Annotated in this window: 19 protein-coding genes and 1 pseudogene; 18 read left to right on the forward strand and 2 right to left on the reverse strand. The window is 72.8% G+C overall.

What is annotated here, in order from left to right; translation table 11 throughout:
- Window positions 1-5: 5 nt before the first annotated feature.
- The 16 genes from ACSJJR_RS07770 (at window position 6) to dnaE (ending at window position 20,129) form a co-directional block, all read left to right on the forward strand.
- Entirely contained in the window at window positions 6-1,616 is a 1,611-nt protein-coding gene (locus ACSJJR_RS07770) for a UDP-N-acetylmuramoyl-L-alanyl-D-glutamate--2,6-diaminopimelate ligase (protein WP_435942868.1), read from the forward strand.
- Window positions 1,613-3,133 carry a UDP-N-acetylmuramoyl-tripeptide--D-alanyl-D-alanine ligase gene (locus ACSJJR_RS07775; protein ID WP_435942869.1) on the forward strand — a complete coding sequence of 507 codons (1,521 nt, stop codon included), beginning with the start codon at window positions 1,613-1,615 and terminating at the stop codon, window positions 3,131-3,133. The genes ACSJJR_RS07770 and ACSJJR_RS07775 overlap by 4 nt, the downstream gene beginning before the upstream one ends.
- Window positions 3,130-4,218, forward strand: a complete 1,089-nt coding sequence (mraY, locus tag ACSJJR_RS07780; protein WP_435942870.1) for a phospho-N-acetylmuramoyl-pentapeptide-transferase — start codon at window positions 3,130-3,132, stop codon at window positions 4,216-4,218. The genes ACSJJR_RS07775 and mraY overlap by 4 nt, the downstream gene beginning before the upstream one ends.
- A gap of 112 nt (window positions 4,219-4,330) precedes the next feature.
- Window positions 4,331-5,839 (forward strand): UDP-N-acetylmuramoyl-L-alanine--D-glutamate ligase, encoded by a 1,509-nt coding sequence (gene murD / locus ACSJJR_RS07785; RefSeq protein ID WP_435942871.1) that lies wholly within the window; start codon window positions 4,331-4,333, stop codon window positions 5,837-5,839.
- Between the two features lie 134 nt (window positions 5,840-5,973).
- A complete protein-coding gene (locus ACSJJR_RS07790) occupies window positions 5,974-7,176 on the forward strand; it encodes a peptidoglycan glycosyltransferase FtsW (RefSeq protein WP_435942916.1) in 1,203 nt (400 codons plus the stop codon).
- Window positions 7,166-8,395, forward strand: coding sequence for a UDP-N-acetylglucosamine--N-acetylmuramyl-(pentapeptide) pyrophosphoryl-undecaprenol N-acetylglucosamine transferase (locus ACSJJR_RS07795; protein WP_435942872.1), 1,230 nt, complete (start codon window positions 7,166-7,168; stop codon window positions 8,393-8,395). The genes ACSJJR_RS07790 and ACSJJR_RS07795 overlap by 11 nt, the downstream gene beginning before the upstream one ends.
- 12 nt (window positions 8,396-8,407) lie before the next feature.
- Window positions 8,408-9,886, forward strand: a complete 1,479-nt coding sequence (gene murC, locus ACSJJR_RS07800) for a UDP-N-acetylmuramate--L-alanine ligase (protein ID WP_435942873.1) — start codon at window positions 8,408-8,410, stop codon at window positions 9,884-9,886.
- Window positions 9,883-10,893, forward strand: coding sequence for a cell division protein FtsQ/DivIB (locus ACSJJR_RS07805; RefSeq protein WP_435942874.1), 1,011 nt, complete (start codon window positions 9,883-9,885; stop codon window positions 10,891-10,893). The genes murC and ACSJJR_RS07805 overlap by 4 nt, the downstream gene beginning before the upstream one ends.
- Window positions 10,894-11,086: 193 nt before the next feature.
- Window positions 11,087-12,319: a cell division protein FtsZ gene (ftsZ, locus tag ACSJJR_RS07810; RefSeq protein WP_435942875.1), complete on the forward strand. Its 1,233-nt coding sequence runs from the start codon at window positions 11,087-11,089 to the stop codon at window positions 12,317-12,319.
- Between the two features lie 13 nt (window positions 12,320-12,332).
- Window positions 12,333-13,127, forward strand: a complete 795-nt coding sequence (locus ACSJJR_RS07815; protein ID WP_435942876.1) for a polyphenol oxidase family protein — start codon at window positions 12,333-12,335, stop codon at window positions 13,125-13,127.
- A gap of 124 nt (window positions 13,128-13,251) precedes the next feature.
- Window positions 13,252-13,713: a cell division protein SepF gene (locus ACSJJR_RS07820; RefSeq protein WP_435942877.1), complete on the forward strand. Its 462-nt coding sequence runs from the start codon at window positions 13,252-13,254 to the stop codon at window positions 13,711-13,713.
- 5 nt (window positions 13,714-13,718) lie between these two features.
- On the forward strand, window positions 13,719-14,024 hold the full coding sequence (locus ACSJJR_RS07825) for a YggT family protein (RefSeq protein ID WP_435942878.1): 306 nt from the start codon (window positions 13,719-13,721) through the stop codon (window positions 14,022-14,024).
- 221 nt (window positions 14,025-14,245) lie between these two features.
- A complete protein-coding gene (locus ACSJJR_RS07830) occupies window positions 14,246-14,827 on the forward strand; it encodes a DivIVA domain-containing protein (RefSeq protein WP_435942917.1) in 582 nt (193 codons plus the stop codon).
- 119 nt (window positions 14,828-14,946) lie between these two features.
- Window positions 14,947-15,516: a signal peptidase II gene (gene lspA / locus ACSJJR_RS07835; RefSeq protein WP_435942879.1), complete on the forward strand. Its 570-nt coding sequence runs from the start codon at window positions 14,947-14,949 to the stop codon at window positions 15,514-15,516.
- A complete protein-coding gene (locus ACSJJR_RS07840; RefSeq protein ID WP_435942880.1) occupies window positions 15,513-16,445 on the forward strand; it encodes an RluA family pseudouridine synthase in 933 nt (310 codons plus the stop codon). The genes lspA and ACSJJR_RS07840 overlap by 4 nt, the downstream gene beginning before the upstream one ends.
- Window positions 16,446-16,544: 99 nt before the next feature.
- Entirely contained in the window at window positions 16,545-20,129 is a 3,585-nt protein-coding gene (gene dnaE / locus ACSJJR_RS07845) for a DNA polymerase III subunit alpha (RefSeq protein WP_435942881.1), read from the forward strand.
- A gap of 68 nt (window positions 20,130-20,197) precedes the next feature.
- Here the strand turns inward: dnaE and ACSJJR_RS07850 are convergent, their stop codons facing one another.
- Complete coding sequence (locus ACSJJR_RS07850) at window positions 20,198-20,443, reverse strand: RNA-binding S4 domain-containing protein (RefSeq protein ID WP_435942882.1); 246 nt, start codon at window positions 20,441-20,443, stop codon at window positions 20,198-20,200.
- A 61-nt stretch (window positions 20,444-20,504) separates the two neighbouring features.
- Here ACSJJR_RS07850 and ACSJJR_RS07855 point away from each other — a divergent pair, with 61 nt between their 5' ends.
- A complete protein-coding gene (locus tag ACSJJR_RS07855; RefSeq protein WP_435942883.1) occupies window positions 20,505-20,960 on the forward strand; it encodes a hypothetical protein in 456 nt (151 codons plus the stop codon).
- On the opposite strand, the gene ACSJJR_RS07860 is transcribed toward ACSJJR_RS07855, so the two are convergent.
- The gene (locus ACSJJR_RS07860) at window positions 20,900-22,486 is read right to left on the reverse strand and encodes a xylulokinase (protein ID WP_435942884.1); all 1,587 of its coding nucleotides are present in this window, start codon (window positions 22,484-22,486) and stop codon (window positions 20,900-20,902) included. The two genes, ACSJJR_RS07855 and ACSJJR_RS07860, sit on opposite strands and share 61 nt — an antisense overlap.
- Window positions 22,487-22,704: 218 nt before the next feature.
- Between ACSJJR_RS07860 and ACSJJR_RS07865 the strand changes: the two are divergent.
- Window positions 22,705-23,375, forward strand: a pseudogene (locus ACSJJR_RS07865) (hypothetical protein); the annotation flags it as partial.

Below are 23,375 nucleotides of genomic sequence, written 5' to 3' on the forward strand. Positions count from 1 at the left end.
GAGCCATGAGCAACCACGCCTACGAGTCAGCCGCTGCGCTGCGACCGCACCGCTGCGTCCCCACGGCGCTCGCCGACCTCGCCGAGCGTTTCTCGTTCACCCCCGCCCCCGGGGACGAGCAGGTCCTGGCGGCACTGAGCGTCGGCGGCGTGAGTGTGGACTCAGCCGACACCGCCCCCGGTGAGCTCTTCGTCGCCCTGCCCGGCTTCCGGCGCCACGGCGCGGAGTTCACCGCCGAGGCCGTCGCCCGGGGGGCCCTGGCCGTGCTCACCGACGCCGCCGGGCTGGGTACCGTCCGCCGCGAGGCCCCCGGCACCCCGGTGCTCATCCACCCCGACCCGCGCGCCGTCGTCGGCCCCCTGTCCGCCGAGGTCTACCACCACCCCTCCCGGCGCCTGGTCACCACCGCAGTCACCGGGACCAACGGCAAGACCACGACCTCCTACTTCCTGGACGCGGTCCTGGCCGCCCACCTGGGCGGCTGCATGGTCGCCGGCACTGTCGAGCTGCGCGTGGGCCCCACCTCCGTGGAGTCCCCCCGCACCACCGTCGAGGCGCCCGTCCTGCAGCGCATGATGGCCCTGGCCGTCGAGGAGGGCGTCGGCGCCGCCAGCCTTGAGGCCTCCAGCCACGCCATCGTCCTGCACCGCCTGGACGGCACCGCCCTGGACGTCGTCGGTTTCACCAACCTCCAGCGCGACCACCTCGACTTCCACAAGACGATGCAGGGTTACCTTGACGCCAAGGCCCAGCTCTTCACCCCTGAGCACACCCGCCACGCCGTCATCTGCGTCGATGACGAGTGGGGGGCCCAGCTTGCCCGCCGCACCCGCCAGGCGGGACTCATCGGGGTGGATCGCGTGCGTGCCTACCCGGTTGAGGGCGACCCCGCCCAGGGCACCGACTGGTGGGTCACCGACGCCACCGTCTCCATGACCGAGGCGGCCACCACCTTCGTCCTGCACGGTCCCGACGGCGAGCGCATCGAGGCCTCCTGCCCGCTGCCCGGCCTCGTCAACGTGCAGAACGCCGCCCTCGCACTCGTCATGGCCCTCAGGGCCGGGGTCCCGGTGGCCACCGCCGTGGCGGCCCTCGCCCACGCCCACAACATCCCCGGCCGCATGCAGCGCATCTGCCAGCGCGACGGCGTGCGCGGCACGTGCATCGTGGACTTCGCCCACACGCCCGACGCCATGGAGCTCACCCTCCAGGCCGTGCGCCAGATCACGCCGGGACGCCTCATCGTCGTCTTCGGCTCCGACGGCGACCGCGACCAGGGCAAGCGGCCCATGCTCGGGGAGGTCACCGCACGCCTGGCCGACCTGCTCGTTGTCACCGACGAGAACCCCCGCAGTGAGGACCCCCAGCTCATCCGCGACGCCGTCCTGGAGGGCGTGCGCCGCGTGCGCCCCGACCTCGAGGGCGTGGAGGAGGTCACCACCTGGCGCGGTGACGCCGTGCGCCGCGGTGTCGAGCTGTGCGGAGCCGAGGACACCGTCATCGTCACCGGCAAGGGCCACGAGCCCTTCCTCGAGGTGGCCGACGAGTTCATCCGCTACAACGACGCCCCCGTCATGCGTGAGGCCGTCGAGGCCAAGTGGGGGCCGTTGGCATGATGACCCGCACCCTGCGCGAGCTCGCCGCCATGGCCGGCGGCACCCTCATCGCTCCCCCCGAGGCCCTGGAGGAGGTGGCCGGGCGCGCGGTCAGCGAGGTCGTCACCGACTCGCGCCGGGCAGGCCCCTCCAGCCTGTTCGTCGCCATCTCCGGCGAACGCACCGACGGGCACGCCCACGTGGGCGAGGTCGCCGCCCAGGGTGGTGCCGCCGCGCTCGTGTCCGACCTCGGCGCCGCCCGTGGGGCACTGGCGGCGGCAGGCACCGCGCCCGAGGCGCTGCCCCTCGTGCTCGTCGCGGACACCGTCGAGGCCCTGGGCGCCCTCGCCCGCGCCCACCTGGCGGACCTGCGCGAGCGCGCCGCGGCGCGTGGCCAGGCCCTGACCGTCCTCGGCGTGACCGGCAGCGTCGGCAAGACGACGACCAAGGACCTCACCCGCCGGCTCCTCGCCGCCCAGGGGCCCACCGTGGCGCCGGTCGCCTCCTTCAACAACGAGATCGGCCTGCCCGTGACCGTGCTGGCCGCCGACGAGTCCACCCGCTACCTCGTCCTCGAGATGGGTGCCTCCGGGCCGGGCCACATCGACTACCTCACCGGCCTGGCCCCCCTCGACGCGGCCGCCGTCCTCATGGTCGGGCACGCCCATATGGCCGGCTTCGGCTCCGTTGACGGTGTCGCCGCCGCCAAGGCGGAGATTCTCCACGGGCTGGTGCCCACGGGCACCGCCGTGCTCAACCTCGACGACCCGCGCACCGCCGCCATGGCCCCCCTCGCCCCGGCCACGGTCCTCACCTTCTCCGCCAGCGGGAACGAGGCGGCGCACATACGCGCCACCGACGTCGAGCTCGACGCCCAGGCCCACGCCGTGCTCGACCTGCACCTGCCGGGCCTCGCCGGGCCCCGCCGGCTGCGTCTGGCCGTGCCCGGCGCCCACAACGTCGCCAACGCCCTGGCCGCCGCCGGCCTCGCGCTGGCGGCCGGGGTGCAGGCCGAGGCCGTCGCCACGGCCCTGGGCTCAGCCCGCCTCGAGAGCCCTCACCGCATGGACGTCCACGAGGTCCACCTCGAACCTGGCGCTGAGGGCGCCCCCGCCATGGACCTGCTCGTCATCGACGACTCCTACAACGCCAACATCGACTCCATGACGGCCTCGCTCGCCGCGCTGCCGGCCCTGGCCGGCGGGCGTCGTCGCGTCGTCGCCGTCTCCGAGATGCGCGAGCTGGGCGAGTCCTGCGACGCGGACCACACCCGCACCGGTGAGCTCGTGGCCCAGGCCGGCGCCGCCCTGCTGCTGACCATCGGCCCGGCCGCCGCCCCCGCCGCGGCAGCCGCCCGGGCCCGCGGGGTCGAGACCATCGAGGTGCCCGACGCCGACGCCGCCATCGCGCTGGTCAGCTCGGCCCACACACCCCTGCGCGACGGCGACGCCGTCCTCGTCAAGGGGTCGAACGGCTCAGGCGCCTGGCGCCTGGCCGACCACCTGAGCGCCTGTGCGAAGGAGAAGTCCCCCCGATGACCGCGATCCTCGTGTCAGCCCTCGTCGGCCTCGTCGGCACCCTGCTGGGCACACCCCTGCTCATCCGCTTCCTCCAGCGCCGCCACTACGGCCAGTTCATCCGGCAGGACGGGCCCGAGGGGCACATCACCAAGCGCGGCACGCCCACGATGGGCGGCCTCATCATCATCATCTCCACCGTGCTCGGCTACGCGGCCGCCAACCTCATCGAGACGCGTGTGCCCCGGGCCTCCGGCGTGCTCCTGCTCTTCCTCGTCGTCGGGCTGGGCCTCATCGGCTTCATGGACGACTTCGCCAAGATCGCCAGGCAGCGCTCCCTGGGCCTGAGGGCCTGGCAGAAGGTCCTCGGGCAGGCCGTCATCGGCATCGTCTTCGCCGTCGCCGGGCTGGGCTTCGCCGACCGCAACGGCCTGACCCCGGCCTCGACCGCCATCTCCTTCGCCCGTGACTCCCACCTCGACCTGGCCGCCGGGGGAGTGGTTGTCGGGGTCGTCCTCTTCGTCATCTGGGCGAACTTCCTCATCACCGCCTGGTCGAACGCGGTCAACCTCGCCGACGGCCTCGACGGCCTCGCCGCCGGCTGCTCCGCCATGGTCTTCGCCGCCTACACGCTGATCGGCGTGTGGCAGTCCAACCAGTCCTGCCTGCACGCCCACCCCGACGTCGTGGCGACCATGTGCTACGAGACCCGCGACCCGCGAGACCTGGCGATGATCGCCGCCGGCCTCATGGGGGCCTGCTTCGGCTTCCTGTGGTGGAACGCCTCCCCGGCGAAGATCTTCATGGGCGACACCGGCTCCCTCGCGCTGGGCGGCGCCTTCGCCGGGCTGTCGATCCTCACGCGCACCGAGTTCCTGGCCGTCGTCATCGGCGGTCTCTTCCTCGCCGAGGTCCTGTCTGACGTCATCCAGGTGATCTCCTTCAAGACCACCGGCAGGCGGGTCTTCCGCATGGCCCCCTTCCACCACCACTTCGAGCTGGGCGGCTGGACCGAGGTCAACGTCGTCATCCGCTTCTGGATCATCTGCGGGGTGTGCGTCGTGGCGGGCCTGGGCCTGTTCTACGCCGAGTACCTCGTGTCCTGAGCCGTCGCAGCCGGTCCCGGGCGCGTCGGGGGCGCCCGCGCGCCGACCTGGCCTACGGTCGGGGACGGCGGGCCCGGCGTCCACCACCCACCACGACCATGAGCGAGGAAACGTGAGCAGCACCGCCGTAGGCACCGGCCTCCTGGGTGACCTGAGGCACGCACGGGTCGGCGTCGTCGGCCTCGGGCGCACGGGCCTGGCCGTCATCGACGTCCTCGCCACGCTCGGTGCCCGGGTCAGCGCCTTCGACGCGCGTGCCGAGGCCCTCGAGGCCCTGGGCGCGCGCGCCACCGGGCCGGTCGTCGAGACCAGCGCGGGCGACGACGCCCAGGTCGCGCACGCTGTGGCCCAGGCGGACCTGGACCTGCTCATCGTCTCCCCGGGAGTGGCCGCCACCGGACCCGTCATGGGGGCCGCGGCCGCGGCGGGCACACCGGTGTGGAGCGAGGTCGAGCTCGCCTGGCGCCTGCAGCAGGCCACCCGTCCGCAGGTTCCCTGGATCACCGTCACCGGCACCGACGGCAAGACGACGACCGTCGGCATGCTCGCCTCGGTCCTGGGCGCCGCGGGACTCGAGGCGCCGGCGGTGGGCAACATCGGTGTCCCGGTGGTCAGCACCGTCGCCGAGGGCCGCAGTGACGCCCTCGCGGTCGAGCTGTCCAGCTTCCAGCTGCACACCACCCACACGCTCAGCCCGCTGGCCGCCGCCTGCCTCAACGTCGCGGCCGACCACCTCGACTGGCACGGCAGCCTGGCGGCCTACACGGCTGACAAGGCACGCGTCTACGCCCGCGCCCGCCGCGGCGCCGTCTACAACCTGGCCGACGCCGCCACTGTGGACATGGTCGAGCAGGCCGACGTCGTCGAGGGCTGCCGCGCCATCGGCTTCGGCCTGGCGGTGCCGGGCGTGGGCCAGGTCGGCCTCGTCGAGGACGTCCTCATCGACCGCGGCTGGCACGGCGACCGCCGCAGCGCCGGGCTCGAGCTCGCCACCCTGGCCGACCTCGCCCACCTCGCTCCCGGCGGCGACGTCGGCCGGCTGCCCGCCCACGTCGTCGCCGACGCCCTGGCGGCCGCGGCCCTGGCGATGAGCCACGACGCCGTCCAGGCGGACCCGGGCGCGGTCGCCCGGGGGCTGCGCGCCTTCGCGCCCGGTGCCCACCGCCTCGTCACCGTCGCCCAGGCCGACGGCGTCACCTGGGTGGACGACTCCAAGGCCACCAACACCCACTCCGCCCAGGCTGCCCTCACCGCTGTGCCTGAGGGCAGTGCCGTGTGGCTCGTGGGAGGCGACACGAAGGGCGCTGACCTGCACGATCTCGTCGTGGACGTGCGCTCGCGCCTGCGTGCGGCCGTCGTCCTGGGACGCGAGCAGGAGGCCGTCGTCACCGCCCTGCGGGACGGGGCCCCCGGCCTGCCCCTGGTGCAGGTGCCCGACGGCGAGGGCGGGGCCGTCATGGACGCGGCCGTGCGTGCCGCCCGGGCCCTGGCCCGCTCCGGCGACACCGTCATCCTCGCTCCCGCAGCCGCCTCGTGGGACCAGTTCAGCTCCTACGCCGAGCGCGGTGAGCTCTTCGCCACCGCAGCGCGGCGCCTGGCAGGCGACGGGACGGGGCAGTGAGCACGCCGGCCGCCCCGGGCACCCCCGGCGGCTCACGGCGCGGCCGTCCCGTTCAGCGCCTGTGGGCCCGGCTCGCTCGTCGCCTGAGCGCCGACGGCCCCGTCGAGGGCGAGCACGCGGTGCTCTCCTACTACATGCTGCTCGCCGCCACGATCGTCCTGCTCATCGTGGGGGGCGTCATGGTGTTCTCCGTGCAGTCCGTCGCCGAGGCCGCCAAGGCCGTCGAGTATGCCCAGGCGCATGACCAGGAGATCTCGGACGGCAGCCTCCCCCTGGGCTTCTTCACGCGCAACCTGCTCATCATGGGCGCCGGCGTCGTCGCCATGGGCCTGGTCTCGAGGGCCCCGGTGCTCTGGATCAGGCGCATGTCCATCGTCATGCTGGCGATCTCGGTCATCGCCCAGGTCTTCGTCTTCGTGCCTGGCCTGCGCTACTGCGGCGGAGGCAACTGCAACTGGGTGAGGCTTCCCGGAATCGGCACCGTCCAGCCCTCAGAGCTCGTCAAGCTCGGGATCGCCCTGTACATCGGCTGGGTCGCGGCCAGGAGACCGCAGTGGCTCGAGAGGACGCGGTCAGTGCTCCTGCACGTGCTGGCTCCCGTGGGGCTCGCGGTCGGCCTCGTCATGGGCGGCGGTGACCTCGGCACCGTCGTCGTGCTCACCCTCGTCACGGCCGCCAGCCTGTGGATGGCCGGGCTGGGACGGGGCTGGTTCCTCAGCCTCGGCGCCCTGGGTGCCCTCGGTCTGACCGCGGCCACGATGCTCTCGCCCAACCGCCGCGAGCGTATCCGGGCCTGGCTCGACCCCGACGGCGCGGACCCCCTCGACATCGGCTACCAGCCGACCCACGGCCGCTACGCCCTGGGCACGGGAGGCCTCACCGGCGTGGGACCGGGAGCCTCACGCCAGAAGCTGGGCTACCTCACCCAAGCGGACTCCGACTACATCTTCGCGGTGCTCGGCGAGGAGATCGGGTTCATCGGCACCCTGCTGACGATCTGCCTGTACATGCTCATCGGCTGGTGCTGTCTGCGGCTCATGCGCCGCACGAGCGAGATCTACGTCATGGTGGTCACCGGCGGCATCATGACGTGGATCGTCGGTCAGGCGCTGGTCAACATGAGCGTCGTCGTCGGGCTGCTACCCGTCCTCGGGGTGCCGCTGCCACTCATCAGCGCCGGCGGCTCCTCCCTCGTCCTCGTCCTGCTCGCCATCGGGGTGCTGCTCGCCTTCGCCCGGAGCGAGCCGGGGGCCGCCGAGGCCTTTGCCGCCAGACCGGGGGCGGTGCGCCGTACCCTGGCGGTCATCTCACCGCGTAGGAGGAACCGTGCCTCATGACACCACTGCCACCGGCCCGCTGAGCGCGGCCGAGGGACCGGCCCCTCTGCGGGTCCTGCTCGCTGGGGGAGGCACGGCCGGCCACGTCAACCCGTTGCTCGCCACCGCCGCCGCCCTGAGGGACCCCGCCACAGGCGGTGACCCGCGCACCGCCGTGCTGGTCCTGGGAACCGCGGTGGGGCTGGAGGCGCAGCTGGTCCCCCAGGCCGGCCACGAGCTGGCCCTCGTGCCCCGCGTGCCCATGCCCCGCCGGCCCGGTCTCGAGCTGCTGCGCCTGCCCGGGCGGCTGGCCGGCGCCGTGCGCGCCGCCTCGACCGCTGTCGAGCAGGTGGGGGCGGACGTCGTCGTCGGCTTCGGGGGCTACGTCTCCACCCCCGCCTACCTGGCCGCCCGCCGTGCCGGCGTGCCCGTCGTCATCCACGAGCAGAACGCGCGTCCCGGCCTGGCCAACCGCCTGGGGGCCCGTTGGGCGGCAGCCGTTGCCCTCACCTTCGCCTCCACCCCTCTGGCCGCCCCGGCCCGCCGGGGCGGGCGCACGGTGACCACCGGCCTGCCGCTGCGCCCGGCCGTCGCCGGGCTCGTCGCCCGCCGTGCCACCCAGGAGGGGGCGCGCGCCGCACGGGCCGAGGGCGCGGCCGCCCTCGGCCTGGACCCGGCGCTGCCCACGCTCCTGGTCACCGGAGGCTCGCTCGGGGCCCTGCGCCTCAACGAGGTCATGGCCCGGGCCATGGAGGGCCTGCCCAAGGACCTGCAGGTCCTGCACCTGACGGGCAAGGGCAAGGACGCGCCCGTGCGCGCCGCCCTCGAGCGTGCCGTCGCCTCAGGCCGGGCGGCCGCGGACCTTCCCGGGCGCTACCACGTCATGGACTACCTCACCGCCATGGAGCAGGCCTACGCCTGTGCCGACGGCGTCATCTGCCGCTCCGGTGCGGGCACCGTCGCCGAGCTCACTGCCCTGGGCCTGCCCGCCCTGTACGTGCCCCTGCCCGTGGGCAACGGGGAGCAGCGCCTCAACGCCGCTGACTGCGTGGCCGCGGGGGGCGGGCTCCTCGTCGCCGACGCAGATCTTTGCGACAGTGACGTCACGGGCTTCACGGCGCTGCTGGCGGACCCGGCCCGGCGCCGCGCCATGTCCGAGGCCGCCGCCTCCACCGGTGTGCGCGACGGCGCCGCGCGCCTGGCCGACCTCATCCGAACCGTCGCCGCCCACCGCGGCTGAAGGAGACCCAGCATGAGCGCAGCCCACCCTAAGGACCTTCCACTCGCCGGACGCGCCTTCCACCTCATCGGGGTGGGGGGCGCGGGCATGAGCGTCGTCGCCGAGCTCCTGGCCGAGCATGGGGCCCGCGTCACCGGCTCGGACGCCAACGGCGGCACGGCCTTCGAGAGGCTGGCCGAGCGTGGCCTGGGGGTGGTCCTCGGCCACGCGGGAGCCAACGTGCCCGAGGACGCCGTCGTCGTCGTCTCCACCGCCATCCGGGACACGAACCCGGAGCTGGTCACCGCCCGTGAGCGGGGCCAGGAGGTGCTGCACCGCTCCCAGGCCCTCGCCCTGGCGGCCACCGGCCGTCGCTTCGTCGCGGTCGCGGGCGCCCACGGCAAGACGACCACCTCCGGCATGCTGGCTGAGGCCCTGACCCAGGCGGGCGAGGACCCGTCCTTCGCGGTCGGGGGAGTGGTGAGCGCGCTCGGCAGCGGTGCGCACCTGGGCTCGGGCGATGCCTTCGTGGCGGAGGCGGACGAGTCCGACGCCTCCTTCCTCAGCTACACGCCCGCGATCGAGCTCGTGACGAATGTCGAGCCGGACCATCTCGACCGGTACGGCACGACGCAGGCCTTCGAGCAGGCCTTCGTCGACTTCGCCCACAGGCTCGTGCCCGGCGGGCTGCTCATCGCCTGCTCGGACGACCCCGGTGCCCTGCGCCTGGCCGTGAGCAGTGCTGGGGAGGGGCTGCGCGTCGTGACCTTCGGCGCCGGCGCCCCCGACGCCCTGCCCGGTGGGCGCCTCGTGGGCGAGGGGCACACCCAGCTGGCCGTCCTCGGGCGCAGCGGGGGCTCGACCCGCTCGCGCCTGACCCGGTGGGTCACCGGGCCCGATGGCCAGGCCGTGGCCGGTGAGAGCGTCGAGGTGCGCCTGGCGGTCCCGGGCGACCACGTGGCCCTGGACGCGGCCGGGGCCTGGACGGCGGGACTCGAGCTCGGCGTGGACGCCGACGTCATGGCCGCTGGGCTGGCGGCCTTCGGGGGCACGGGGCGGCGCTTCGAGGACCGCGGCGAGGTCGCCGGGGTGCGGGTGGTGGACGACTACGCCCACCACCCCACTGAGGTCGCCGCGCTGCTCACCGCGGCGCGCGCGGTGGCCCAGGAGCGTGGTGGCCGGCTGCTCGTGCTCTTCCAGCCGCACCTGTTCTCCCGCACCCTCAGCTTCGCCGACCGGTTCGGCCAGGCCCTGGCACTGGCCGACGAGGTCGTCGTCACCGCGGTGTACCCGGCACGTGAGACCCAGGAGCAGTTCCCGCAGGTGACCGGGCAGCTGGTCTCCTCGCGCGTGCCCGGCGGGGCCCGCTACGTGGCGGACCGTGTTGAGGCGGCGGAGGCGCTGGCGGACGAGGCCCGTAGCGGTGACCTCCTGCTCACCGTGGGGGCGGGTGACGTCACGCAGATGGCCGGTGTCGTCCTGGACCGTCTGGCGGGCAGGAGCACGCCGTGAGAAGGCCGGGGGCGCCGCGCCCGGAGCTCCCGGTTCGCCCCGATGAGGAGGCCGGGCCCGAGGAGGCCTGGCCCGAGGACACCGGTGGCGGCCCACGCCCCCACGGCGCCCGGCCCGACGGGAGCGGGACGGGCCTGCTCGCCGGGGCGGGGCAGGGGAGCGGGGACGGCTCGCCGGAGGTGGCCCTGAGCGTCTTCGGGCGCCGGAGCCGCGACCTGGCCGAGGACGCGCCCGGCCCGGGGGGCGCCGTCTGGCGCACGGGCTCGGAGCGCGTGGTGTCCACGGGGATGGAGGCGCGCCGTCGGGAGCGCGAGCGTGCCGCGCTGAGGCTGCGGCTGCACCGGGTGGGGAGCGTGCTGGCCGTGCTGGTGGCGGCCGCCGTGCTCGTGTGGGGGATCGGCTTCTCCCCGTTGCTGGCCCTGCGCAGCGAGCAGGTGCGTGTCACCGGCTCGGACGGGACGGTGGACGCTGCCCAGGTGCAGCAGGCGCTGGCCGGGCACGTGGGGACCTCGCTCGTGCGCCTGGACCTGTCCGGCATGGGCCGGCAGGTGGCGGACGCGCTCGTGAGGGTGCGCTCGGCCCGGGTCACGCGGCTGTGGCCCCACGGGGTGGAGGTCGCGCTGACGATGCGCGTGCCGGTGGCCGTGCTCCAGACGCAGGCCGGCTACGAGGTGCTCGACGGCGAGGCAGTGGTCCTCGAGGTGGTTGAGGCGCCGCCCGAGGGGGTCGCGCTCATCACCCGCGAGGGGCAGGAGCCCTTGGGCGAGGACCAGGTGACGGCGGTGGCACTCGCCGTTGGCTGCCTGGACGGGGCGACACGGGCCCAGGTGGCCAGCGCCTCGGCCTCGGGCACGGGGCAGGTGACGCTCGTGCTCACGAGCGGGGCGAGGGTCGTGTGGGGCGACACGTCCCAGTCGGCGCTCAAGGCGCAGGTGCTGCGCTCACTGCTCACGCTCACGGCTGGCACCTATGACGTCTCGAGCCCGCACAGCCCGGTGACGTCCTGAGCCCGTCGGCAGGGCCGTGCGCCGAGGCCTGGTGGGTGGACGGGCTCGCGAACACGCCGAGGAAAATGCGCGGGCACCGGGGTCTGGCCCCCTAGCGTTGGGCACGTCATCGGAAGAATGACATAAGTATAAACCTTCACCTGAGGTTGAGGGTTGAGGGGAGCCCACCGGGCTCGCGGACGCGGAGGCAGCAGTGGCGGAGACCCAGCACTACCAGGCAGTCATCAAGGTCGTCGGAGTCGGCGGAGGCGGAGTCAACGCCGTCAACCGCATGATCGAGGCGGGTCTGCGCGGCGTCGAGTTCATCGCCGTCAACACCGACGCCCAGGCGCTGCTCATGTCCGACGCCGACACCAAGCTCGACGTCGGCCGTGACCTGACCCGCGGCCTGGGCGCCGGAGCCGACCCCTCCATCGGCAGGAAGGCCGCCGAGGACCACGAGGAGGACATCCGGATGGCCCTCGAGGGCGCCGACATGGTCTTCGTCACCGCCGGCGAGGGCGGTGGCACCGGCACCGGCGCCGCCCCCGTCGTCGCCCAGGTCGCGCGCACCATCGGGGCCCTGACCATCGGCGTCGTCACCCGCCCCTTCGCCTTCGAGGGACGTCGCCGCGCCACCCAGGCTGAGGACGGGGTCGCCAACCTGCGCTCCGAGGTGGACACCCTCATCGTCATCCCCAACGACCGCCTCCTGCAGATCGCCGACCGCAACATCAGCGTCGTCGAGGCCTTCAAGCAGGCCGACAAGGTCCTGCTCCAGGGCGTCCAGGGCATCACCGAGCTCATCACCACCCCCGGGCTCATCAACGTGGACTTCAACGACGTCAAGTCCGTCATGCAGGACGCCGGCAGCGCCCTCATGGGCATCGGCTCCGCCACCGGGGAGGGCCGGGCCCTCGCCGCCACCGAGCAGGCCATCTCCTCCCCGCTGCTTGAGTCCTCCATCGACGGCGCCCACGGCGTGCTGCTCTTCTTCCAGGGCGGCAGCGACCTCGGCCTCTTCGAGATCTCCGAGGCCGCCAACCTCGTGCGCGAGTCCGTCCACCCCGAGGCCAACATCATCTTCGGCAACGTCGTCGACGGCACCCTCGGTGACGAGGTCCGCGTGACCGTCATCGCCGCCGGCTTCGACAGCGAGCCCGACGCCGCCAGCCCCGCCGCGGCCCCGACGCCCGCGCCCGCCCGCCCGGCCGCCCGCTCAGGCGCCCGCTCAGGCGCCCACGCCGCCGAGCACCCGGTGACCCGGCCGGTGCCGCAGGTCGCGCCCGTGCCCGTCTCCGCCGAGCCCGCTGTCCCGGTCACGAGCGAGGTCCCCGCCTACGTTGACGAGTCCCTGCCCGAGGCCGCTGCCGAGCTCGAGGTCCCCCGCGTCATGGGCGTGGACGCCGAGGCCGACGACATCGACCTGCCGGACTTCCTGCGCTGAGCAGGCCGCGCCGGTGAGCGACGCTGCCGCCATCGAGCTGCTCGAGGTCGCTCTGGGCCCCCGTGCCCGCGGGTTCTTCACCACCCGCGGGGCGGGGGCCGCGCCCGTGAGCGGGGCCGACCCCTACGCCGGCACCAACCTCGCCCTGCACGTCAGCGACGACGAGGGCAGGGTCATGGCCCACCGGGACGCGCTCGCCGCCGCCCTCGCGCGGGCCACCGGCCAGGAGCCGCCCGTCATCGCCTGGATGAACCAGGTCCACTCCGCGACCGTCGCCCTGGCCTCCGGGGGCCGCCAGGCGCCCACCGCCGACGCCCTCGTCCTCGACCTGCGCGACAGCGCGACCAACCCGCCCGCCGCCCGTGCCGCGGCCGTCTTGGTCGCCGACTGCGTGCCGCTCCTGCTGGCCACGAGCGACGGCGCGCTCACCGCCGCCGTCCACGCCGGCAGGCGCGGCATGCTCGACGGCGTCGTGCCGGCGGCGGTGAGCGCCCTCGCACGCCGCGGGGCCGACCCAGCGGACCTGTGGGCCGCCATCGGCCCCTGCGTGTGCGGCTCCTGCTACGAGGTGCCCGAGCACATGCGCCGCGCCGGCGCCGCCGCCGAGCCCGCCTGTGCCACCACCACCCGCTGGGGCACCCCCGGCCTCGACGTCGCCGCCGGCGTCGTCGCCCAGCTCGTGCGACTCGGCGTGCACCGTGTCGACAGGCCCGGGTGGTGCACCCTCGAGGACGAGCGCTTCTACTCCTACCGCCGTGACGGCACGACGGGGCGCCTGGCCGGCGTCGTCGTCGGACAGTGCCCCTGACGCGCTGCGGACCCAGACCGTCGGGTGACACGCCGCAGGCAATGGCCGCCGCGTCCCCGCCCGCCCGATACCGTCAGCACGTCCGGGCCACGAGGGGACCGGCAAGCACACAGGAGCCCATGACATGAGTGCGCTGCACAAGATGACCGACATGCTCGGCTTGTCCCAGCCCGCCGAGGACGAGTACGGGCAGGACTACGGGCAGGACTACGACCCGCTCGCCGAGCCCTACGCCCCGGAGGCCTACGAGACCGAGCCCGTCCACGCCTCCGGCGAGGAGGACTCGCTCGCGCCCGTCGCCGTGCCCGACCTGCGCCGCATCGTCACCGCGACCCCCCGCGTGTACAACCACTCCTCGATGATTGGTGAGCCCTTCCGCGAGGGCGTGCCCGTCGTCGTCAACCTCACCCAGATGGACCAGGCCGAGGCGCGCCGCACAATCGACTTCTGCTCCGGCCTCGTCCACGGGCTCAACGGCGCCATCGAGCGCATCACCCCCCGCGTCTACCTCCTGACGCCGGCCACCGTCGAGATCGACAGTGGTGAGCCCTCCCGGGAGGGCGGCCACCTCTTCAACCAGAACTGAGCCCAGTGAGCGCTCTTGCCGCCGTCGTCCTCATCCTGCGCAGCCTCCTGAGCCTCTACGTCCTGGTGCTGCTCGGCCGGGTCGTCCTCGACTGGGTGCAGATGCTTGCCCGCCAGTGGCGCCCCACCGGCCCCGTCCTGGTCCTGGCGAACCTCGTCTACGCGCTGACGGACCCGCCCCTGAGGGCACTGCGACGGGTGGTGCCCGCCCTGCGGGTCGGCTCGGTGGGCATTGACATGAGCTTCCTGGCCCTGTACGTCGCAATCGCCGTCCTCCAGAGCCTGCTCGGCGTGCTCTTGCGTCTGGGATAGCCCCTCGTGCTCCGGGCCGTGCCCTCCAGGCCCCTCACACGGCCCTCAAGCGCGCCACGGCGTGCCCGTTTGCGACGTCGCGTGCTGGGACGCGGGTGAGAAGGCGCACTAGGATGATGTCGTCAATACGCCTGAACCTCGAGTTCAGGTAATCTGTCCGCATGAGTACCTGGTCCACCGGTGCTCGTGACACGTTCCGTAACGACACCGAGGTGACGACAATGACGCTTCTGTCCGCAGACGACGTCCTCAACAAGAAGTTCCAGGCGACCAAGTTCCGCGAGGGTTACGAGCAGGACGAGGTTGACGAGTTCCTCGACGAGGTCGTGGAGGCGATGCGTCAGCTCGAGGCGGAGAACGCCGACCTCAAGGCCCGCCTCGAGGCCGCCAACGCGCGCATCACCGAGCTCGGCCAGGGCGAGCCCGTCGCCACCGCGGCCCCCGTGGTGGAGCAGGCCCACGCGCAGGCCGCCACGGAGGGCGCCCAGCAGGAGCCCGTCGCCGTCTCTGGCATGCTCGAGCTGGCCCAGCGCCTGCACGACGAGCACGTCTCCAACGGCAAGGCCGAGGGCGAGCGCATCGTCTCCGAGGCCCGCGCCACCGGCGAGTCGATCGTCCGCGAGGCCGAGGACCAGCGCAACCGCACCCTCGCTCAGCTCGAGAAGGAGCGCTCCGGCCTCGAGCACAAGATCGACGAGCTGCGCCGCTTCGAGTCCGACTACCGCACCCGCCTCAAGAGCTACCTCCAGAGCCTGCTCACCAACGTCGAGGGCGGATCCGAGGACGGCAACGGGTCGCTGTGACCCCGGGGCTGCGCTGAGACCCTCCACGCCGCCTGGGCGGCTACCATGACGAACCCGCGAGGGCGGCGACCCCACCATGGGGACGCCGCCCTCGCGGTGTGACAGACCCGAGAGGACCCATGACACCGTCAGCACCGCACGCAGCCCCCAGCGGCCACCGCAGCCCCTGTCGCCCGGAGCACGTCCGCCTGCTGTGGGGGCTCGCCGCAGCGGTCGTCCTCGCCGACCAGGCCACCAAGGCGTGGGCCGTCAGTGCCCTGTCCGACGGGCACCGCGTGCCGCTGCTGGGCGACCTGCTCGGTCTCGTCCTCCTGCGCAACCCCGGCGCCGCATTCTCCTTCGCGACCGGGCAGACCTGGGTCCTCACCCTCGTCGCCGCCCTGGCCGCCCTCGTGGTCCTGCGGGCCTCGCGCCGCCTGGGCTCGGCGTGGTGGGCCGTCGCGCTCGGCCTCGTGCTCGGCGGCGCCGTCGGCAACCTCATCGACCGGCTCCTGAGGTCCCCCGGGGCGCTGCGCGGGCACGTCGTGGACTTCATCGACTACGGCGGCGTCGTCGTCGGCAACGTCGCTGACATCGCCATCGTCGTCGCGGCGGGCGCCATCATGGTGCTGAGCCTGTACGGGCTCGGGATCGACGGCAGCCGCGCCAGCGGCGCTGAGGGCCGCCAGGAGACCGGGGCGGTGTCATGAGCCTTCGCCTCATGCCCGTGCCTGACGGGCTCGTCGGCGAGCGCGTCGATGCCGCCCTGGCCCGCATGACGGGGCTGTCGCGCACCAAGGCCGGGGAGATCTGCGCCGGGGGCGGTGTGCGCCTCGACGGCGCGGCGCTGAGCAAGTCCGACCGCCTGCCCGCCGACGCCCTCCTCGAGGTTGACATGCCCGCACCCCGCCCCGTCGGGCCCGTGGCCACGCCCGTGGAGGGCCTGGGGGTGCTCTACGAGGACGAGGACGTCATCGTCATCGACAAGCCCGCCGGCGTGGCCGCGCACCCCTCGATGGGCTGGGACGGCCCCGACGTCCTGGGTGCCCTGACGGCCATGCACGTGCGCGTGGCGACCTCGGGCGCCGCCGAGCGCCAGGGCATCGTCTCGCGGCTGGACGTGGGCACCTCAGGCGTCATGGTCGTCGCCAAGAGCGAGATCGCCTACTGCGTGCTCAAACGGGCCTTCCGCGAGCACACGGTCAACAAGGTCTACCACGCCCTGGTCCAGGGGCACCTCGACCCCACCAGCGGCACGATCGACGCACCCATCGGGCGCCACCCCAGCCGCGAGTGGAGGATGGCGGTGATCGACGGCGGGCGCGAGTCCGTCACCCACTACGACGTCATCGAGTCCATGCCGACGGCGGACCTGGCCGAGGTGCACCTGGAGACCGGGCGCACGCACCAGATCCGGGTCCACATGGCCGCGCTCGGCCACCCCTGCGTGGGCGACGAGACCTACGGCGCCTCGCAGTGCCTGAGCCGGCGCACCGGGCTCGTGCGCCAGTGGCTGCACGCCCACGAGCTCGGCCTCGCCCACCCGGTGACAGGGCAGTGGATGACCTGGCGCAGCAACTACCCCGCGGACCTCGTCCACGCCCTCGACGTGCTGCGCGACACCTCCGTCCTGCGCTGAGCCACCCGGCGCCCGGGTTGCTGGCCGTGGCGGCCCGGCGGGCGCCGCCCCCGGGCCCGCGCCCTCGAGCACCTCGGCGCCCGCACCTAGGATGGCCCCATGACGCACACGCGCACCGGGGCCCCCACGGACGACTTCGTCCACCTGCACGTCCACACGGACTACTCGATGCTCGACGGCGCCGGCAAGATCAAGGACTACATCGCCGAGGCCAAGCGCCTGGGCCAGCGCGCCCTGGCCATCACCGACCACGGCTACATGTTCGGCGCCTACGAGTTCTACGCAGAGGCCAGGAAGGCCGGCATCAAGCCGATCATCGGCGTCGAGGCCTACATGACCCCCGGCACGAGCCGCTTCGACAAGACCCGCGTCTTCTGGGGCGAGGAGTCACAGCGCTCCGACGACGTCTCCGCCCGCGGCTCCTACACCCACCTGACGCTGCTCGCCCGCAACGACGAGGGCCTGCACAACCTCATGCGCCTGGACTCCTACGCCTCCCTCGAGGGCCAGTGGGGCAAGGCCCCCCGCATGGACCGCGAGATCCTCTCGCGCTACGCGAGCGGCCTCATCGGCTCCACCGGCTGCCCCTCCAGCGAGGTCCAGACCCGTCTGCGCCTGGGGCAGTGGGACGAGGCCCGCCGCTGCGCGGGCGAGCTGCAGGACATCTTCGGCAAGGACTTCTTCTACGTCGAGCTCATGGACCACGGTCTCGACATCGAGACGCGGGTGACCAAGGACCTCCTGCGGCTGTCGGCGGAGCTCGGCGCCCCGCTCATCGCCACCAACGACTCACACTACGTGCGCCCCGAGGACGCCACCATCCAGGACGCGATGCTGTGCATCAACTCCGGCTCCGTGCTGTCAGACCCGGACCGCTTCAGGTTCGACGGCGGCCCCACCTACTACCTGCGCCCCGGCCGGGAGATGCGCGAGCTCTTCTCGCAGGTGCCCGAGGCCTGCGACAACACGCTCCTGGTCGCCGAGCAGTGCGACGTCACCTTCCGCACCGTCGATGAGGGCGCCTCCTTCATGCCCGTCTTCCCCGTGCCCGAGGGCGAGACCATGGACTCCTGGTTCGTCAAGGAGTGCTGGCGCGGCATGGAGCGCCGTTACCATGGTGACATCCCCGAGGACCGGCGCCGCCAGGCCGAGTACGAGATCGGCGTCATCGTCCAGATGGGTTTTCCCGGCTACTTCCTCGTCGTGGCCGACTACATCAACTGGGCCAAGGACCACGGCATCCGCGTCGGGCCCGGCCGAGGCTCGGGTGCCGGCTCGATCGTCGCCTACGCCATGGGCATCACTGAGCTCGACCCCATCGAGCACGGCCTCATCTTCGAGCGCTTCCTCAACCCCGAGCGCATCTCCATGCCGGACATCGACGTCGACTTCGACGAGCGCAGGCGTGAGGAGGTCATCGACTACGTCAAGGGCAAGTACGGCTCGGACAAGGTCAGCCAGGTCGTCACCTACGGCGTCATCAAGGCCAAGCAGTCCCTCAAGGACGCCAGCCGCGTCATGGGCTACCCCTACGCCGTCGGGGACAAGCTCACCAAGGCGATGCCTCCCACCATCATGGGCAAGGACATCACCATCGGGGGCATGTTCAACCCCGAGGACGAGCGCTACGGCGAGGCCCAGGAGTTCCGGGACCTGCACGCGTCAGACCCGGACGCCCAGAAGATCGTCGAGCTCGCCCGGGGCCTGGAGGGCGTCACCCGCCAGTGGGGTGTGCACGCCTGCGCCGTCATCATGTCCTCCACGACGCTCACCGAGGTCATCCCCATGATGCAGCGCCTTCAGGACGGCGCCTACATCACCCAGTTCGACTACCCCACCTGCGAGCACCTGGGCCTGCTCAAGATGGACTTCCTGGGGCTGCGCAACCTCACGGTCATCTCCGACGCCCTGGACAACATCGTCGCCAACGGCAAGGAACCGTTGGACATCGACCACGTCCCCCTCGACGACGCCCTGACCTACCAGCTGCTGGCACGTGGCGAGACGCTCGGCGTTTTCCAGCTCGACGGCGGCGGCATGCGCACCCTGCTGCGCCTGATGAAGCCCGACAACTTCGAGGACATCTCCGCCGTCGGCGCCCTGTACCGCCCCGGCCCCATGGGGGCCGAGTCGCACACGAACTACGCCCTGCGCAAGAACGGGGTGCAGGAGATCGTCCCGATCCACCCCGAGCTCAAGGAGGCCCTCGAGCCGATCCTGGGCAACACCTACGGCCTCATCGTCTACCAGGAGCAGGTGATGAAGATCGCCACGGACCTGGCGGGCTTCACGATGGGCAAGGCCGATGCGCTGCGCAAGGCCATGGGCAAGAAGAAGATGGACATCCTGGAGAAGATGTACGTCGAGTTCGAGGCCGGCATGGTCTCCAACGGGTTCTCCAAGGAGTCGGTCAAGGCCCTGTGGGACGTCGTGGTCCCCTTCGCCAAGTACGCCTTCAACAAGGCGCACTCGGCGGCCTACGGCGTCGTCACCTACTGGACCGCCTACCTCAAGGCCCACTACCCGACCGAGTACATGGCGGCCCTGCTCACAAGCGCCAAGGACAACAAGGACAAGCTCGCCGTGTACCTGGGCGAGTGCCGGCACATGGGCATCCGTGTCCTGGCCCCGGACGTCAACGCCTCCCGGGCCCAGTTCTCCGCCGTCGGTGACGACATCCGCTTCGGCATGGGGGCGGTGCGCAACGTCGGCGCGAACGTCGTGGCCGGCATCGTCGAGGCGCGCACGGACAAGGGCGCCTACACGTCCTTCGAGGACTTCCTCGACAAGGTCCCTGCCGTGGTGTGCAACAAGCGCACGATCGACTCCCTTATCAAAGCCGGCGCCTTCGACTCGCTGGGCAGGTCCCGCCGGGCGCTGCAGGCCTGCCACGAGGACTTCGTCGACGAGGTCATCGGGGTCAAGCGCAACGAGGCGGCCGGGCAGTTCGACCTCTTCGCCTCCCTCATGGGTGGTGACGACGCCGGGCAGGACCCCTTCTCCTCGGGGCCGGTCTTCTCCTCCGAGGTGCCCGACCTGCCCGAGTGGGACAAGAAGGACAAGCTCGCCTACGAGCGCGACATGCTGGGCCTGTACGTCTCCGACCACCCGCTGCTGGGCCTGGAGGGGCTGCTGGGCAAGCTGGCGGACACGGAGATCGCCGACCTCATCGCCAACGAGGACCGGCCCGACGGCGCCATGGTGACGGTCGCGGGACTCATCACCTCCCTGCAGCGCAAGACGACCAAGCAGGGCAACCTGTGGGCCATCGTCCAGGTCGAGGACCTGGGTGGCAGCGTCGAGTGCTTGTTCTTCCCGGCGACCTACCAGACCGTCTCGACGATGCTGGCGCCGGACACCGTGGTGACGGTCCGCGGCAAGCTCAACCGGCGAGACGGCCAGGTGTCCCTGTACGCGCAGGAGCTGACGATCCCGGACGTCTCTAGCGCCTCGCACGCGGCCGTGACGATCACGCTGCCGACCAACCGCTGCACGGGGCCGCTGGTGGAGAGGTTCCGCACGGTGCTGGAGAAGCACCCGGGGGACAGCCCGGTGAGGTTGACGCTCACGAGCCCGGGGCGTGAGGTGCGCACCCAGCTCGACGCGTCGCTGCGGGTGGAGGCCAGCCAGGCCTTCTACTCGGATATCAAGGCGCTGCTGGGCCCGGCCTGCCTGTCGCGCTGAGCGCCTGCCCGGCGCCCGTCGGGCAGCGGCGGAGCACGGTCCCGGCGGGCCGTGGCGGTAGCCCGGCCTCAGCGCCCTGCGACGAGGCGGACGACGGCGCCGGCCTCGCCGGCCGGAAGGTCCACGACGACGACGTCGCCATCGGCCAGGCGGTGACCGCGGCGGGTCTCGGGCTCCCCGTTGACGAGGACGTCGCCTGACTGGACGGCCACGCGCGCCTCAGCGCCGTCCTCCACGAGCCCCGCGAGCTTGAGGAACTGGCCGAGCTTGATCTCGCCGCGCACGTCGATGACGGGGTGGGGGTGAAGGCTCATGGGCCCAGTGTGCCAGGTGCCGCCGCGCCCCCTGCCTGTGCACCCCGCGTAGGCTGCGCGCATGACAGGGCGGGACGCGCAGCCGGCAGGGGCGGCGCAGGAGGGGCCTGAGGACCTTGTCCTCGCCGTCGGCGCCAGGTACCCCGTGGGCCGGCGCCAGCACACGCTCACGCCCAGGCTCGCGCTGGCCACGGCGCGTGCCCGCAGCGTGCTCATGGAGGCGGCGTGCGCGCAACAGGTCATCACCTACGGCGAGCTGTCGCAGGCCATCGGAGGGATCGTCCTGCCGCGTCACATGGGACCGCTGCTGCACATGCTGGACCACGACTGCCACGAGCGTGGCGAGCCCGGGCTGGCGGCGCTCGTCGTCAGCGCCGTCACCGGCGAGGTCGCCACCGCGGACACCGGGTGGGCGCCCTCGGAGCGCCGCGCCGCCTGGGCGCACTGGGGCGGGCCTCAGCACACCTCGACGGCCGTGCGCTCCAGCTCCAGGCCGGCGACGAAGCGGTCGAGGTAGCGGGCGTACTCGGCGACCTCCTCGGGCGTCGCCTCGATGGTGACCTCCTGGGTCTGGGCGAAGACGACCTCCTCCAGGTAGTCCTCGAGGCTGCGGCCCTCACCCCACAGACGGTAGCCGGCGAGCAGGGCCATGCCCCAGGCGCCGCCCTCGGAGGCGGTCGCGGCGACGGACACGGGCGTGTCGAAGGCGGCGGCCAGCGCACGCTGGGGGATCTCGGGGGTCTTGAAGATGCCGCCGTGGGCGCGCATCGAGTCGATGCGCACGTCGGTGGCCTCGCGCAGGATGCGCAGACCGTGCGCCATGGCCGCGAAGAGGGCGAACAGGTGCGAGCGCATGAGGCCAGCGAGGCTCAGGCGCGCCTCGGGACGGCGCACGGTGAGCGGCCGCCCCTCGCTGAGCCCCACGAGCGCGTCGCCGGACAGGAAGTTGTAGCTCAGGACCCCGGCCTCGTCCATCGAGGCCGTGGCGGCAGCACCGAGCAGCACGTCGAAGAGCGGGCCGCGCTCGACGGGGGCGCCGATGGCCTGGGCGAACTGGGAGAAGACCTCGACCCAGGCGTTGAGGTCGGAGGTGCAGGTGTTGGCGTGCGCCATGGCGACGGGGGCACCGGAGGGCGTCGCGACGAGATCGATCTCCTCGATGAGGGTGCGCAGCGGCTCCTCGAGGACGATCATGGCGAAGGCGCTCGTGCCGGCCGAGACGTTGCCGGTGCGCGGGCGCACGGCGTTGGTGGCGACCATGCCGGTGCCGGCGTCACCCTCAGGCGGGCACAGGGGGATGCCGGGACGCAGGGCGCCGGTGGGGTCGAGGAGGGCGGCGCCGTCGGCCGTCAGCATGCCGGCGTCCTGCCCGGCCAGGACGACGTCGGGCAGGATGTCCGTGAGCGACCAGGTGACCGCGTCCTCGTCGGCGACCAGGGCGTCGAAGGCCTGGAGCATGGTGGCGTCGAAGGAGCGGTTGCCGGGGCCGATGGGGAAGACACCGGAGGCCTCGCCGACGCCCAGGACGTGGCGGCCCGTGAGCCGGAAGTGGACGTAGCCGGCGAGCGTGGTCACGTGGCTGATGCGGCTGACGTGCTCCTCGTGCCCGGTCACGGCGTGGTGGAGGTGGGAGATGGTCCAGCGCTGGGGGATGTTGAGACCGAAGCACTGGGAGAGCGCACGTGAGGAAACGGCGGTGATGGTGTTTCGCCAGGCGCGGAAGCGGGTAAGCATCCGACCGTCGGCGTCGAGGGGGATGTAGCCGTGCATCATCGCGGACACGCCGATGGCACCGGTGGTGGTCAGCTCGACGCCGTGCGTGGCGCGCAGGTCAGCGGCGAGGGCCGCGTAGGCGGACTGGAGGCCACTGAGGATCTCGTCGAGGGAGTAGGTCCACACGCCGTCGACGAGGGAGTTCTCCCAGTCGTGGCCGCCGGTGGCCAGCACGGTGCCGAGCTCGTCGGTGAGGACTGCCTTGATGCGGGTGGAGCCCAGCTCGATGCCGAGGGCGGTGCGGCTCAGGTCGACGGTGGGGGTGCTCATGCGAGGTGCTCCGTTGGTGGTCGTGGTGCCCGAATGCCGGTGGGGCCGACGGCGGTCGGTGCCTGGGCGGCGGTGCCCGGTCCTGCTGTTGCGGACGAGTGTAATGACCGACGACGCAAATGTGAACGTTCACGAACGGGTGGGGCGAGCTGCCCGGTCCGACCCGGGCTCGTCGTCGGCACGGCGGCGAGGTCAGACACTGCCCCACGAGACCGAATGTGCCTGTCCGTACCCTGCTCAAGGCCGGAGCCGACAGGCTCAAGCCGCAGCCGGCTGGGGCCCTGACCGTGGAGGAGACCAGGACCTCGCTCGACGCTGTCGACGTCGTCCTCGCCGAGGCCGGCCTGCTCGCCTGGTCCCTCACCGACCAGCAGGTTGACATGCTCACCAAGGACCACCTGCGCCACATCCTGGCCATTACCCTGGAGCTTGCGGACACGGCCGCCCGCTGGAGCAGCGCCATGCAGGCCCTGGCCGGGTCCTGCCCGCTCGGGGTGTGCGTCAACACCTCCTCCGACCCGCGTCTCGGCGCCGCCGAGGCCAGCGGCGCCGAGCTCGCCACGAGCGCCGCCGACGTCTTCATCGAGTCCCCTCTCAGCGAGCCCTACAGCACCGAGGACCGCGAGGCGGTGCGCGCCGCCCGCCGGGCGGTGGGGGACAAATCCGGTCGTCGTCGTGCTGCGCATGCACAACCCGACCGTCCTGGCGGAGATCGAGCCGATGGCGGACGCGGCCGTCGTGGACCCGGGCGTGCGCCAGGAGCACGTGTGGGAGCTGCTGCGCGGGCGCTTCGAGCCCCTCGGCCCGCTGCCCGGGCTCCGCGCTCCCCGGTGCGGCCGCACCGCTACCCTGGCGCCATGCTCACCCGCATCGAACTGCGCGACACCGA

The sequence above is a fragment of the Actinomyces sp. W5033 genome (genome assembly GCF_051303165.1).